The organism is Bradyrhizobium sp. 170 (genome assembly GCF_023101085.1).
In the GTDB taxonomy this organism is placed as follows: domain Bacteria; phylum Pseudomonadota; class Alphaproteobacteria; order Rhizobiales; family Xanthobacteraceae; genus Bradyrhizobium.
Map to the genome: position 1 here is coordinate 3,578,207 of NZ_CP064703.1, position 14,263 is coordinate 3,592,469.

The 14,263-nt window shown below is 59.5% G+C and carries 8 protein-coding genes; 5 read left to right on the forward strand and 3 right to left on the reverse strand.

What is annotated here, in order from left to right; translation table 11 throughout:
• Positions 1-199: 199 nt before the first annotated feature.
• Positions 200-1,066, reverse strand: coding sequence for an ImmA/IrrE family metallo-endopeptidase (locus IVB05_RS16515; protein ID WP_247785532.1), 867 nt, complete (start codon positions 1,064-1,066; stop codon positions 200-202).
• A 4-nt stretch (positions 1,067-1,070) separates the two neighbouring features.
• Positions 1,071-1,442, reverse strand: coding sequence for a helix-turn-helix transcriptional regulator (locus IVB05_RS16520; protein WP_247785535.1), 372 nt, complete (start codon positions 1,440-1,442; stop codon positions 1,071-1,073).
• Positions 1,443-1,622: 180 nt separating this feature from the next.
• Here IVB05_RS16520 and IVB05_RS16525 point away from each other — a divergent pair, with 180 nt between their 5' ends.
• The 4 genes from IVB05_RS16525 (at position 1,623) to IVB05_RS16540 (ending at position 5,578) form a co-directional block, all read left to right on the forward strand.
• The gene (locus tag IVB05_RS16525; protein ID WP_247785538.1) at positions 1,623-2,075 is read left to right on the forward strand and encodes a multiubiquitin domain-containing protein; all 453 of its coding nucleotides are present in this window, start codon (positions 1,623-1,625) and stop codon (positions 2,073-2,075) included.
• The gene (locus IVB05_RS16530; RefSeq protein ID WP_247785540.1) at positions 2,035-3,237 is read left to right on the forward strand and encodes a ThiF family adenylyltransferase; all 1,203 of its coding nucleotides are present in this window, start codon (positions 2,035-2,037) and stop codon (positions 3,235-3,237) included. The genes IVB05_RS16525 and IVB05_RS16530 overlap by 41 nt, the downstream gene beginning before the upstream one ends.
• Positions 3,234-3,641, forward strand: coding sequence for a DUF6527 family protein (locus IVB05_RS16535; protein ID WP_247785542.1), 408 nt, complete (start codon positions 3,234-3,236; stop codon positions 3,639-3,641). Before IVB05_RS16530 ends, IVB05_RS16535 begins: the two co-directional genes overlap by 4 nt.
• A 113-nt stretch (positions 3,642-3,754) precedes the next feature.
• The gene (locus IVB05_RS16540; protein WP_247785543.1) at positions 3,755-5,578 is read left to right on the forward strand and encodes a hypothetical protein; all 1,824 of its coding nucleotides are present in this window, start codon (positions 3,755-3,757) and stop codon (positions 5,576-5,578) included.
• Positions 5,579-6,313: 735 nt separating this feature from the next.
• On the opposite strand, the gene IVB05_RS16545 is transcribed toward IVB05_RS16540, so the two are convergent.
• The gene (locus IVB05_RS16545; protein WP_247785546.1) at positions 6,314-12,283 is read right to left on the reverse strand and encodes a DUF3320 domain-containing protein; all 5,970 of its coding nucleotides are present in this window, start codon (positions 12,281-12,283) and stop codon (positions 6,314-6,316) included.
• 744 nt (positions 12,284-13,027) lie between these two features.
• Here IVB05_RS16545 and IVB05_RS16550 point away from each other — a divergent pair.
• Entirely contained in the window at positions 13,028-14,260 is a 1,233-nt protein-coding gene (locus IVB05_RS16550; protein ID WP_247785549.1) for an exonuclease SbcCD subunit D, read from the forward strand.
• The last annotated feature ends 3 nt before the right edge of the window (positions 14,261-14,263 follow it).

The following is a 14,263-nucleotide window of genomic DNA, read 5'->3' on the forward strand; positions in this document are numbered from 1 at the left end:
GGCGCGGTCATGTAGCACAGGTCAGTCGGCGGACTTGGTCCGAGTCAGTTCGCTGACCGATAAGGTTTCGAGCAAAGCTTATCACTCCGTCGAAGTCCGTTTGACTCGCGTCATTTCGGTGCGATGCGCCGGGGCTAAGGGGAATTAGCTTCAGGCATGGGCAGATTGCTGCACGACTTAATTCGGCAGACCGACTTCACTATCTTCGTTTTTTGCTGCGGCCCGGCCAAGGCAGAACGCCATCAAGCTCGCGCAGGCCCTGCGTTTCCTCTTCCCACCGCTTTCGCTCCGGTGGAGGCGGCGGAAGCTCTTCATCGCCAAACCAGAGAAGCGTCAGCGTCTGGTCCCAATGGCTCAAATGGATTGTGTCCTCGTAGAGCGATCCATCCCGCTCCCAATTCTCGAACCACTGCCCGGGTTCTGCTTCTTCAGGGCTCGACAACCTTTCCCCGGCGCGAACGCGTGCGCTGTAGGAGTCTACGGGTAGCGGCGATCCCGGCTGGATCCAGGCCTTGGCCTCCCTGAACTGGGCCGATCGAGCGCTATAGCGGACCTTGCCCTCTTCGGAGAGAACAAAGGCGCATAATTCGCGAGAGAACGTAGCGAACCGTGAACCGGTGGAGATGAGCGACGCCTCGAATTCGTCGGCCAAGGCGTTGATTGACGCGAACCCCATCTCCGCCGTGTCAACGCGGGGCTTAAAGAGTTTGTAGGGAAGCAACAGCTCGGCCGCGAACACGTCGCAAGCAACCTCGCCCGGCGGCCGGCGGGAATAACTCCAACTCGGACCGGCATGATCGGCGCCGATTCCCAGCGCCACATGAGCTACTTCATGGCAGACGCTGAATCTTTGGCGCCGCGAATTATGCGCGCAGTTCACGCAGATGTGGAACTTGCCATCGGTGTCGTAAAAGGACCAAGCATCCTCTTTCTCTTCGAGCTCCTTGATCTTGATGACGCCGTCGATCTCGGCCGCGTAACTCTCGACAGAGACCGGAAGAGCCGACGGGCCGCAGCGGCCGACGAACTCCCGCGCCTTCAGTACGATCGTGAGTTCGTCCATCATGGTCCTATCCCATAATCTGGCGGATGCGTTCGAGGGACGTCGCGTAGTTGGGCCGTGCGCCACGGTTCACGACGGTTGTGAGCATGCGAAATTGGTCGAAGGTCACGCTGGGGTCCGCGCGCACAAATTCGATCAGCTTCACGTCAACATCTGCATGATCGGCCAGAAAGCGGAGGATATCCGCGTCCCGCCTCGGGGGCGTGAGGGCTATAATGAGCTTGTTAACGACCTCCTCGGAGGGCGCCTCTTTAGCGCCGGTCTCCAAGCGATAAATGTAGGCGTGGTCGACCTCGCTGGCGTCGGCGACATCCCTCAAACTTAGGTCCCGGCGATCCCTTAGGCCCTTGAGCCAAACTCCTAGCGCCGTCTCCGGCATCCGACCTCCTTGACAAAGTTTGTCCGTTACCCCATATGTTGTCTGTACAGACAACACGCCCTTTTTGGCCGCTAAGACCAGAGAGGGTGTTTTTTGAAGCCCGACTGTTGTCTGGTCGGACACCACTATGTCACCCGGTAGGGCCTAACGCAAGCGCCACTAAGGCGGGAAGGTGTTGAAATGTCTGTCGATGTCGCCGCGCACCTGGTGCGCATCCATATCAACCGGGAGGCCTACAAGTCGCCGAATCCCACCACGGGCGAGGCTCTCTACGAATTGGGCAAGGTGCCCAAACACGAGAAGCTCTACCGTGAGGTCAGCGACGATGAGGAAGACAAGCTGGTGCCGCGCGACGATGCCCGCGTGTATCTGAAGGAGGACGAGCACTTCTACAGCCAGAAGGCGTTCTCGATCTTCGTCAACACGGACGAACATGACGTCGAGAAGAAGCACATCTCGTACGCCCAGGTGGTCGAACTCTACCTCGGCGACGGCGGCAAGCCCTCCAATGAGTACCTGATCAAGTATTCGCACGGCCCCGCGGAGAACCCGAGCGGCACCTTGGCTCCAACCGAGAAGGTAAAAGTGAAAGATGGCATGCGCTTTAGGGTTGCCGGAACTGGCGAGTCATAACCCGTTCATCAAAGACCTCGACGAACTCGGTTACCATGTCGATTTCGTCGGCGGGTATCTCGTCATCTACGGCCTGCCGTACCTCGACCAGGACGCCGCGCTTCAGCACGGCGACTGGGCGTGTCCGGTCGATCTGCTTGACGCCGTCATCGACAAGCCGAAGCACCACCAAGCGTGGTGGCGAGGCAGCCGGCCGCATGACGGCGCCAAGCGCCAGCTGCGTCTTGGCGGCGGCCCGGACCGCGTGACGGTCGCGCCGGACCTCATTACCGATTGCTCGTTTTCATTCAAGCTGCTGAATGAAGACGGCGTCGCCCGCGACTACCTTTCGTTTGAGGAGAAGACGCAGACCTATCTCGACACGATAACCGGACCGGCCCTTGCCGCGTTCCCGGATGCCACGCCGCTGCGCGGCATCGCGGTCAAGGCGGCGGCGCAAGGCAGCCCCCTTCGTTTTCCCGACACCATGTCCGCGCGATACCACATCAACGACATCTCGGCTCTGCTGCGCGGTAAGAAAGCCGCCATCATCGGGCTCGGCGGCACCGGCGCCTACATCCTCGATTTCATCGCGCGAACTCATCTGGAGCGGATTGCGCTGTTCGACGACGATAAAGTGCATGTTCATACGATCTTTCGGGTGCCGGGCTTCATCCCCGGCGCCATCAAGGGGCTGAAGGTCGACGCCTTGGCGCGGCAATATGGTCATTGGCACGCCGGGATCGATCCGATACCCGAACGCATCACCTCGGAGAATATCGAGCGCCTAGCCGAATTTGATTTCGTCTTTGTCTCGGTCGATGACGGGCCGGCCCGCCTGCTCATCGTCGATTGGCTGAGCGCAAAAGGCATACCCTATGTCGATTGCGGCATGGGCCTCAATCGATCTACGGTCGGCCTCAGCGGCTTCGTTCGCATCACTGGCACCGATCGCAAGGCATTCGAAACCAATGTCCACTCAGCTTATTTGCCAACTGAGAATGCCAAGGATGACGAATACCGCAAACAGCCTCAGATCACCGAGCTCAACGCCTTCAACGCTATAATGGCCGTCATCAGGTTCAAGCAGCATTTTCTGCTTCTTGATCGCCTGGACGATGCTACGAGCTACGTCTTCGATACCGCATTGCTTGAGATCGATTCGAAAGGACGGTCGGAGTGACCTTCACCTATCAGGCTGTCGAGCGCATACCCAAGCAGCTCAGTGAAGGCGTCGTGTATCACAGCCCGGAGTTCGAGGTTGCCGCTCTCCTGTGCGCATGCGGGTGCGGACACCGGGTCATGTTGCTCGTGCCAGACAGTCATCATGTCTCGTCTGAACGCGGCATGGCCACCGTCAAACCGTCGATCGCCGTCTGCGATGCGCCATGCAAGGCGCATTATTTTATCACCGCTGGCGAGGTGCAATGGTTGCCGGCTTTCTCTGCCGCCATGGCATCATCAGTCATGCGCAATCAGATTGCTCGCCACGCGACCGTTGACGCGAAACGCCGGCCGTGGACCACCCGCTTGTGGGCGGCCATCGCACGAGCATTCAACAAACTCAGAGAGTTGCCCGGCGTATGAATGCCGAGCGGATCCCGCACCGCAACCCGGGCCACGCATCTATGGTGGCCGCAACGTAGGATTTTTCCTAGATTACCCCTCGCGCGCCGATAGAATGGCCCGGGGGATCAACCATGATCGAACAGCTGGTGATTAACTGGTCCGCGCAATTCTTTTTGCGCTCGAAACCTCTCAACGACGCCGCCATCGAGAGCTTATTTGACGCGCTTCCCGCCACCGTAAAGAACGCGGGAAAGCCTTTATTCCGAGTTGTACGCAAGGTCCATAAGGGCAAGAAGTACTCGGCTATTTGCTTTCCCTATGACCGCCAAACCGTGTTCCTTGCCGAAGAAGCCGGCATATCCGACCGCGTTCATGGCTTCATGCTCGTCGTCGAACATGGCGACGTTGTTGCCATCCACAAATCCGCATTGGAAGTTCCGGCACTGTTCAAGGGCGAGTGGTTAGGCCGAATAAAAGCCGGCAACGTAGAACGGGCCGTTGCAACGGCCGGCGCCAAATTTGAATCCATGCGATTGCGTCTGATGACAACCTCACGGCAAGCGCTGCGCAGCAAGACCCTGGAAGCCGATGATCTGGAAAATGCGATGCCGATGGCAAGCGCTAGCCGCTATATCAGCCAGCGATACCGTGTTCGACGTGGAAGCACACGGCTGACGGCGACGCCTAACACCGGCCGCATCGCGCAGAACTCAGACCGAGCCGGCTACAAAGCCGCGGTCGATTGGTCGATTGAAGTCATGACTGAGCTTGCACGTGATGCCGGCGACGTTGCACCTTTCATCGCAAACTTTGCGCGTCTGGTAGACCTGGCGTCGCTACCAACCGCTACCAATCCAACAAATCTGGCAATCGATGTGGCGGAGATAAGGGATCGACTATTGTCGGAGCCACCGCTCATCAAGCTGTTCGACAAGGAGCGGTCGGGAAAATTCCGCGAACTGACGGTCCGGGAAGCCAACGAGATTTTGGAGGCGCTTGATCAGGAGTTCGTGGTCGAGGGAGCGCGCGACGCCCTTCGGATCCTTGACGGCCCGGGCGCGGCCGAGCTTGGTTCGCTAAGATGGGGCAAAACTCGCATCGGCCTATCGACCCTTGCCCTGCCCAAAACCGATGGGATTTACGTCGCGCCTGCCGATCAGGGGGCCGACGGCGATCAGCAAACAGCGCTGAAGATGTATCTCGACCGCGAGAATCTTTTCCTTATCCTCTTTGACGACATCAATATCGCCTATGTGAACGGCGAGCTTTTCCAAGACAACGTGATGCGCGATGGTGGCGCACTGTTTCTTGGCCATCTCCTTCCCGAGGATAGCTTGAAGAAGGTTTCAAGCGAGAAGGGACGCTTTCGCGCGAACCAAACGAAGTTCGCCGCGGGTTCGGTCTTCGGTCAAGTGCAAAGCACGATCGCTGCCGCAGACGATATATTGATCTGCGACGACCTCGGCGACGAATGGGCCGATTTTATCGGCATGAATACCAAGGGCGCTCCACCCACGATAACGTTCTATCACGCAAAGCACGGCAAACTATCGTTAGGCGCTGGCGCCTTCCATATCAGTGTGAGCCAAGCTGAAAAGAATCTCGGCCGTCTCGCTCTTCCCAAAGCTGCGATCGACACCAAATTCGACAGCTGGGAGAAAGAGCCTTACAAGAATAGTAACAAAGTAACTGCTATCGCGCGTGTTATACGCGGCGGCCCGAGATCAGATATTGAAAAGCATCTCGTGAGGCTGCGCAATTCACCAGAAGTGTTCAAGCGCGTCTCAATTGTTACGTCGTCGTTAAGCAAGAAAGTTGTCGAAAACGCATTCGCCGATATCAAGAGCGGCAAGCGTCCGACTGCGCACTTTGTTCAGCTCTATTGGTTGCTGACGTCTTTCTTCTCGGCCTGCGCAGAAGTTGGGGCTGCCGGTTATGTCATTTGCCAGCCATAAATCACTAGCTAAAAGGAGATGCTTGCCATCCGATGCCTCCAGTCTCCGGGTTGCCAACTGATAAGCAAATTACACAACGCTTATCAGTCAGTCGGCGTGTTCCATAAATGTTCGATATCTGAATGTCTCCCTATCCTTGTGGCAGAGACCGACTGCGAGTTCACTCCGCTAGGCGACCCATTCCCGAATTCTTGCAGGACGAGGAGGGGGTTCTGGTGTGATAATCTGAAATCGTCGATCTACCGATTCCCTGGGTAGTGCGGCAGGACTCGAACCTTCAACCAGACCGTTATGAGCGGCAGGATATCGATCAGCTTCGTTGATTTTGCTGCGGTTTCGTCTGTATCCGATCGCGTTCGTTGTGACTCGGCAAGGTCGTTTCTGGTGCGAAACTGGTGCGGTTGGTCTGCAGCCGAAATTTAGAGCGCCTATAGCGACCTGAACCCTGTCGTAGTTTTGCTGATGCCGCTCGACGGTCAAGCCGAGCTATCCAACAGCTTCGCACAAGTCGGCGCCTTCCTGCATTTGCCAAGTAGCCGCGGTATGGCGGAGTGAGTGCCGTACCGCGTCCTCACCGAGGCCCGCATCCAATTTGGAAGTCCCACTCAGAGAGTCTCACACTTGGGCCTGGTGCCCCGAATTCAAAAGCTCCCGATGATCAGGGGGGCTTTGTACGTCATCGTCCGTTCCGGCACGCTGCGCTGGTTCCGCAAAATGAGTGTCGCCTGATCGTCTTCATGCCGATGCGGTACCTGAGGCTGATATGATGGCCGCTTCGAAGCGCTGGCGTGTGGAGATCGCAAGTCGTCCCAGTCCGAAGTGCTCCTGCATGCCGCGGATCAGATCTTCATTCTCCTCAAGGCCCTCTGCACGAAGGACATCGGCAAGGCCTGCTAATTCGGGCAACGGCACGTCACCGTGCTCGCGGCCGCTACCGCCACGGTAGGGCGACTTGGTTCCGGGCGCTGCGTTTTGAGGCCAGACGATCTCCCGATCGCCGTCCCGGGTTGTGGGGAAACGGCCTTGCCCAAGCGCTGCCCGGATGATCCGTTGCACCGTTTCGCCCGAACGTTGGAAGCCGTGGGCGCGCGCGATGCGGTCGATTAAAACGTCGAAATAGATCGGTCCTTCGATTTCGACTACATGGTCAATCATGTTGCGGACATTGCCGCGGTAGGCAACGTCGTAGAAGCGCTCTCGGTCGGGGGCCGCGACGGTGCTGGGGTCAGCCCTCGTGTAGGTGCTCGGCATCGCGGCAGGGTCCGCTGCAGCCGACGTCGGTCCGCGCGCGTAGATCCTTGGCTCCTCGTCAGGCTCGCTGTCGTTTGCGGGAGCAGGGGGAAGCGGCTGCGAGTGTTGCGAATCGTGCTCGATGGGAGGAGCCGAGTTCGCCTCCTCGTCAGAAAGTACGACCGTTTTCGACCCATCTTGAGCGCTGACCGAGATCTCCTCCATGGCCGACAGTGCACCAGTGTCGATGGCCTCTTCCGGGGAGGTGGCCGATGGTCGCGATGCGCGGTCCGTTTCGAGATCGGCTGTCAGGCGCGTATGGATCTTTTCCGCAGCCGACGAGCCGTCCATCCACCACTCGGTGCTCCAGATGCGCCGGATGCGCCAGCCGAGGTCGGTCAAAACCATCTCGCGCAGGCGGTCGCGATCGCGCGCAGTAGCCGAGCGGTGATAAGTGGCACCGTCGCACTCGACGCCGGCGAGATAGCGGCCAGGAAAATCCGGATGCACGACGCCGAGGTCGATCCGGAAGAACGAAACGCCTACCTGTGGATGAACTTCCCACCCGCGTTTTTGCAGCGCGTCCATTACTGCATCCTCAAAAGGCGATTCCGTTCCGCGACCGGTCGGCGAGAAAGCCTCGGCGATGGCGCGCGCGCCGTGCTCGGCGAATTCCAGGAAGTGCTTGAAGTCCACCACCCCCTTGGCACTGGTGCGCCCGAGGTCGATCTGCTCGGGACGGAGTGTCGCGAACACCAATAGCTCGCTGCGCGCACGGGTGATCGCAACATTGAGCCGGCGGTGACCGCCCTCGCCGTTGAGCGAGGAGATCTGCGCCGTAATGCGGCCTGTCTTATCGGGGCCGACGGCCACCGAAAAGATGATGACGTCGCGCTCGTCGCCCTGAACGTTCTCGATGTTCTTGACGAGAATTGGCTCGCGCGTCTGGTGTTTGTCGAAATGGGGCTCCAGTGCGGGATCGCTTCGTCGCGCCTGGTCGAGCATGTTCTCGATCAGGCGCTGCTGGTCGCCGTTGAAGGTGACGACGCCGATCGATTTGGTCGATGTCTTCAGGCGTCGGACAACCTCGGCGACGACCGCTTCGGCTTCCTTGCGGTTTACCTTGGCGCCGCCGCGTTCGTAGATGCCGCCCTCGACGTGGACATAGCGAACCGCGGTGTCACGGGTCACCGGCGACGGGAAGGTCATCAGTTCGCCGCGGTAATATTTCGCGTTCGAAAACGCAATCAGGCTCTCATGGCGGCTGCGGTAGTGCCACGACAGTCGCATGCTCGGGATGTTAGAGGCGAGACATTCGTCGAGGATGCTTTGCTGGCTCTGCACCGTCGAACCGTCATCTTCTTCGTCGTCGACGCCGCGCTGCCCGACGCTAGTCGGCGGAAGCTGTTCCGGATCGCCTACGACGATCACTTGGCTGCCGCGAGCGATGGCCCCGATGGCGTCCCAGACGGGGATTTGCGAAGCCTCGTCGAAGATAACGACGTCAAACGGTTTGGCCTCAGCCGGCAGGTATTGCGCGATCGACAGCGGGCTCATCATGATACAGGGCGCAAGCTGCGTCATCACGTTCGGGATCCGCCCAAAGAGCTGGCGAAGCGGCATGTGCCGAGCTTTCTTGTTGATCTCCCGAGCCAGCGTTCCCCATTCCGGATCCTTGCCGAAACTGGTCTGTGTCGGCACGGAGGCACCGATCCGCGCCTTGACGATCTGCCTGGCGAGTTCACAGACCTTCTTGTCGGCGGCGACAAAAGCCTCGATCACGGCCTCGTGCCTCTCTGCAAGGAACCCGCTCAGCACATCGTCCTCGTTCACGATGGTTTCTGCAACCCAACGCGCATAGGCGTAGTCGAACGCACCGGCGAGCTCGTCGCGCGCAAAGCGGCCATCTTCAACGGCATCCACGAGCGGTGAAAGTCCGGCAGCTCGGGCCGTTTTCGCAGCCGCCCGCCATGTGGCCCATTGCGGAGCCTTGATGATGTTGGCCTTCCACCGGGCCGTCCGTTCCTGCAACCCGTTGATCCAGCCGGGCTCCAGTTGGATGATCTCTTCAGGGTGATCGAGGCCTACGCACGTGCCAACATCCTTCGCCGCCTGATGCATAGCTGGGAAAGCCTGGTGCATGGTGTCAAACGCCCTGCGTACCTGGCCGCCTGCACGGAAGCGCGAGATGTCCTGCGTGAGGAGGGCGGTGACGTGGGCGGTGATCCGTTCTGGTGGCACGTCGTCGATCTGGAAGGCGTCAACCGCACTTTGCAGGTCCTGGGCCCATTTGATCAGGGCCTGGATGCGCGCCGGGTCGCTCTCCAGCCCGCGCCACAATCGTTCGATACCGCGGAAATGTGGCCTGAGGGCTTCCAGCCCGCGAAGCAGATCGCAAAGGTCTTGCAAAACGATGAGGTCGCGTCCGATGTCGTCGGGCACATCGTCCGAGCAGTAGGGCTGCAGATGAAGTCGTACCTTCTTCTTGCGGCCACTGCGTACCAGCACGTTGGACGCGCAGGCTTCGGTCCATTCCCGCTGCAGGGTCGACAGGTCGAGCCGCGCCGCTTTGAGATCATAATCGGCTGCCAGTTCGGAGGCCTTGTCGCGGATGCGCCCGATCGCGCCAGCCAAGGCGGTCAGCACGCGAATATGCTGCGGAGCCTCCTCGGTGAGTAGCAGCACGCCATCTGCAGCGTTCGGGTTCAGCATCAGCGCGACGAGCTTGATGAGCTGCGGCAACACGCTGTCATCTGCGACCTCGTTCAGTCCGAGGGAGGTGACGAGAGCGTCCGCCGCCTCTTTCATTTGCTGCAGCGACGCCTGCAGGCGATCGACCGCCAGCTGCAAAGATTGCGCCCATGCTGGAGTCCAGTGGGTTTGCTCTATACCCTGCAAGGGATGGACGGACGGGTCGCCGACCGCTTCCAGCGCGGTGCGTATGTCCATGCAGCTCTCGCGCATCCTGGCGAGCTGCTCCGGCGAATGCACCGTTCCGGCCGGCCATGTAAGTTCGATGTCGGCGAGGCGGTCACGATCCGCGACCACACGTCCGAAAGCTTCGTAGGCCGTCATGCCGTTCGCGCGCCTTCGGTGCAGCGCCGAGACCAGCCTGTTCAACTGGTCGCGCTTCTTCTTCAGGTCATCGGCGGCCGTCGACCAATGCTCTTCAGTGACGAGATTGCGCTCACGCCAGGCGGTCGCGAGTTGCTCCAGCACACTCGACTTCTGAGCCTTGGTCGAGTGTACCTCGAGACAGTAGTTGCCGAGCCCGATGGCCTGCATCCGCTGCCTGACGACTTCGAGCGCCGCGGTCTTCTGCGAGACGAACAGCACCGTCTTCTGGTGTGCAAGGCAGTTGGTGATGGCGTTGGCGATAGTCTGACTCTTGCCGGTGCCGGGCGGTCCGAACAGTACATAGTCCGCGCCGCGCTGGGCGGCGACGACGGCAGCGATCTGCGAGGAGTCGGCCGAGAGCGGCGCGAACAGTTCGACCGGGTCGACGATCTCGTCGATAGTTCGCGCATCGATGAAGCCCGCCCCGGACCCATCGTAGCTGTGGGTCGGGGTATCGATCAGGTGGCGCACGACGGGATTGCGCTTGAGCAAATCTGTGCGGTCGACGAGATCCTTCCACATCAGGTACTTGGTGAAGGACAGCGTCGCGAGCGTGACCTGCTCAGTGACTTCCCAGCCCTTAATGCTCTTGATGTGGCGGCGGACGGTCTTCCAGATCCCGGCGACGTGGATGTCGGAGGCGTCCTGCGGAAGTTCGCCGTCGAATTCCGGCATCGACAGATCGAAATCCTGCTTCAGCATCTGCAAAAGCGTGGGATTGAAACGTGCTTCATCCTCGTGAAGTGCAAGACGGAAGCCGGAGCGGACGCTCTTGCGTTCGAGCTGTACGGGTACGAGGATCAGCGGCGCCCGGTAGGGTCCGGCACCGTCCTGAGGCGTCCATTTCAGAAAGCCGAGACATAGATAGAGGATGTTTGCGCCGCCTTCTTCGAAAGCGAGCCGCGAAGCCCGATAGAGATCGGTGAGACGGCCCTCCAATTCGGTGTCGGCGATGTGCGTGTGCAGGTCGCCCCGTTTCATCGCGTCGAGAATGAAATCCTTGCGCGCGTCCTCGTTCTGCCGGTCGGCGAGCAGTGTCGTGTCGCGTCCGTCGCTGCCGTCGAGCACGGTGGTCTTGCCGAGCAGCTTGAAGCGGTCGCCATCGGAGAGTCTGTCCTCGAGCATCGCGCAATCGGGGCACTCGATTGCGATGGTCGATTTCGAATCCTTGAAATTGAGCAATCGGTTCTTCAGCGAGAGGTCGAGAAGGTTGCGCTTCCAGATCTCGAGCCTGTCGAGATTCTTCTCGGTTGTCGGCTCGCGACGCTTGTCGAGATCCTCTTCGAAATGTGGGACTTCACCGGCTTCCTGCGCGATGGTCGCAGTGTCGGTGACGGGCCGGATTGCCGGTTCGGCCGAGCTCGACAGGTCCAGAGGACGGATTTTAGCACTTCGCGCACGGCGCACGTCGATGGCGAGTTCGAACGGCGAGGCGGCGTCTTCGGCAATCAGTTTCTTGGCCGCTTCGACCGCCTGCTTGAAGCGCGCCGGGTGTGCACCCGTCAGCAGGGTCGTCTCGACCACAACCATTTCTTCCAGCTGCACGCGCTTGCGCAATATCTGGGGGTCGTCGACGACGAGCCCGGAGAAATCCTCATCCACCAGCCAGATGCCGACAAACGCATGGCCGTCGGTGAGCGCAACAACCGGGTTGAGGCCCGCTTGTTCGAGGCAGGACGCGTACAGCAGCGTGAGATCGAGGCAGGTGCCGACCTTGCGTGAAAGGATATCGCTGGGGCCGCGGACCATCTGGCCCGAACGCTCGAAGCTCTTGGGCGGCAATACGTAGGCGATCGAATGCGACACCAGCGCCGCCCAGATTGCGTCGGCGATCTCCCAGGCGCGGGCCTTGGTGCCCTTGCGGTAGCCGTCCATGGCCTCGTCGCGACCGACGGCGGCCAGCTTGTCGGAGGCTTCGCGCAGGACGACGTCGACGCTGGGATCGGTCGGCCTGACGAAGGCCGCCAGCAGTTCCGGCGCCGAGCTGACGCCACCCCAGTGCGAGGGCGGGAGCAGATTGATTTCGACGGCTTCCTCGGCGAGCACGGTCCCCGCCGCTTCGACCCGGATGCGGAGTTCGCCGCGCCGTGAGGCGTTGATGCCGGCGAGAAAGGCAGGATCAAGCTTCAGATCGAGACTGCGGATATGGTGGACGGCTTGGTCCGCGATGCGTTCGATCCGCCAGACCCCGGGCGTGAGAAACGGCGGTTCTGAGGTGAGATGGACCGAGATTCCAGTTAGGTCGCTGCCTAGCGCGTTTTCGACCGCGAGGTCCCGGATGATCGGCACCGCATTTTGGTAGAAGGCGACGTTGACGTTATCGGCCGTGGTACAGGCAATTCTTACGGTTCCGCTCACCGCGTTCTCTGATTGGATCCGCTCCAGCATGGTTCGCCCTTAGAAATCCCCGGCAACTCACGCTCGCCCGACATCTGACGTGCTCGAGAGCACCGCGGGTCCGATCGAGAGCTACTTCGTCTATGGGAGGCGTCGGATATCTACACGAAGGATCAAATGGATACGGAGAAGAATTCCGATTGTACTATGTCGTAGAGCGAGCTGGCTCTTCCGGCCGGACCGCCCCACAACAAATGCCCCACATACTCTTTTGACGCGACTATAAGTGGATTGCTCGCCCAATTCGAGCATATTCACAGGCTAATCCCTAGGAAAATCGAATAATATTCGATCTTAAGTCGAGCACGCGGGGGGCCTGGTAGGCGAGATTATCAGAATTCCGCGTCCAAGCCGGAGCCTGCGCGCATGATTGGCAAAAGGCTCAGCTTGGCGAATCGCGATCGAATGTGCCAACAGCGCCGGTGCTCCGGCAGTTTACCCGCTCAAGTAAGTCCGCAGGCCGTGCGGAGTATCTTTATCCCGTCGTCCCGCGAGAATGGAACGTCGAATGATGTTGGGTCGATCGTGTCATCTTTCGCTGCGTGTTCAATAAATTGACGAAGATCAGCTTTGATCGGTTCTGCGGGTTCGATGGTTTCCTCAGCCGACTGCGGGCCAACATCGAGGCTGCTGACCGTATCAAGGATGACTTGATGGCTTAGGCAATTGGGGCCGATCTTTCGGTTGGTTGGGGATAAATGACAGATGGTTCGCATCTTACATACGGGCGATTGGCACATCGGGCAAACCATGCGCGGATTCTCGCGCGAATACGAACATCGGAGGGTGTTTGAGCGTATCCGCGAGATATTGATCGAGCGCGAGGTGGATGCCTTGATTGTGGCTGGGGATGTATTCGACAGTCAGAACCCATCCGGCGAATCTCAGCAGCTATTTTACGACACGCTAGTTCGCTTTAGTCGCGCTCGACCGCAAATGACAACGATCATAGTTGCCGGAAATCATGATGCCGCAGGGCGACTTGAGGCTCCTCGTCCTCTCCTTGAGGCGTTCAATATCCGTGTCGTCGGTAACGTACACCGTCGTGACGGGCGTATCGACAGCTTACGTCATCTGGTGCCCATTACAGACGCAACAGGGTCTATCGCGCTCCACGTCATTGCGGTCTCCTATCCCACCGCTGCCTGTTTGCCTAACCTGACACGGCTCGACAGTGATGGGGGATCACCGGTGATAGCGGGTGTGCGCTCTCTCTATGCTGAACTCCATGAGACGCTAGGCTATCAGATCAATGGACTGCCTTTCGTCCTAACCGGCCATCTGCATGTCGCAGGCGGCATCGAATCTGAAGGTGCCGAGCGACGGATTTTGATTGGCGGACAACATGCGGTTCCCCATGACGTTTTCCCCTCGGAGGCGTCTTATGTTGCGCTGGGTCATCTCCACCGGCCCCAGACGGTCGGTCGACATGTGGTCCGCTATTCGGGTTCGCTTATTCCGCTGTCTGCCACGGAGCAATCGTACAATCACGGGGTGACATTGGCGACCGTGGACGGCGCCTCAGTCACGACCGAGCACATTTCCATTATCCATCCGGTGCCGTATCTTCGTCTACCGAAAGCCGGCCAATTGCAATTGTCGGAACTTGGTGATCACCTGACGGCGCTCGATCTTCCGCCGGATGCGCTAATCGACAATCAGCCCTTTATTCAACTGCATCTGATGCGCGAAGGGTTGCCCCCCGGATTTCGAGAAGAGATCGACCGCATCGCCGAGGGCTTTCCCGTTCGCATTGTCGATGTGCGCGTCGCTGCTCTGCCAAATAATATACCCAGCATCGCTATAAGCGATCCATTCGTCCGGCTATCGGAGCGTGATCCAGAGGAGCTCTTTAAGCTCGCTTTTGAACGTCAATTTGGGGCTGCACCCGATGCAGCCCATCTAGATGTGTTTCACCGCGTGCGGGCAGAGGCCTGAGCC

Excerpts from the sequence above, each read along its gene's own strand:
- IVB05_RS16515 (WP_247785532.1), bottom strand. The coding sequence starts at position 1,066 with ATGATGGACGAACTCACGATCGTACTGAAGGCGCGGGAGTTCGTCGGC.
- IVB05_RS16520 (WP_247785535.1), bottom strand. The coding sequence starts at position 1,442 with ATGCCGGAGACGGCGCTAGGAGTTTGGCTCAAGGGCCTAAGGGATCGC.
- IVB05_RS16525 (WP_247785538.1), top strand. The coding sequence starts at position 1,623 with ATGTCTGTCGATGTCGCCGCGCACCTGGTGCGCATCCATATCAACCGG.
- IVB05_RS16530 (WP_247785540.1), top strand. The coding sequence starts at position 2,035 with ATGGCATGCGCTTTAGGGTTGCCGGAACTGGCGAGTCATAACCCGTTC.
- IVB05_RS16540 (WP_247785543.1), top strand. The coding sequence starts at position 3,755 with ATGATCGAACAGCTGGTGATTAACTGGTCCGCGCAATTCTTTTTGCGC.
- IVB05_RS16550 (WP_247785549.1), top strand. The coding sequence starts at position 13,028 with ATGGTTCGCATCTTACATACGGGCGATTGGCACATCGGGCAAACCATG.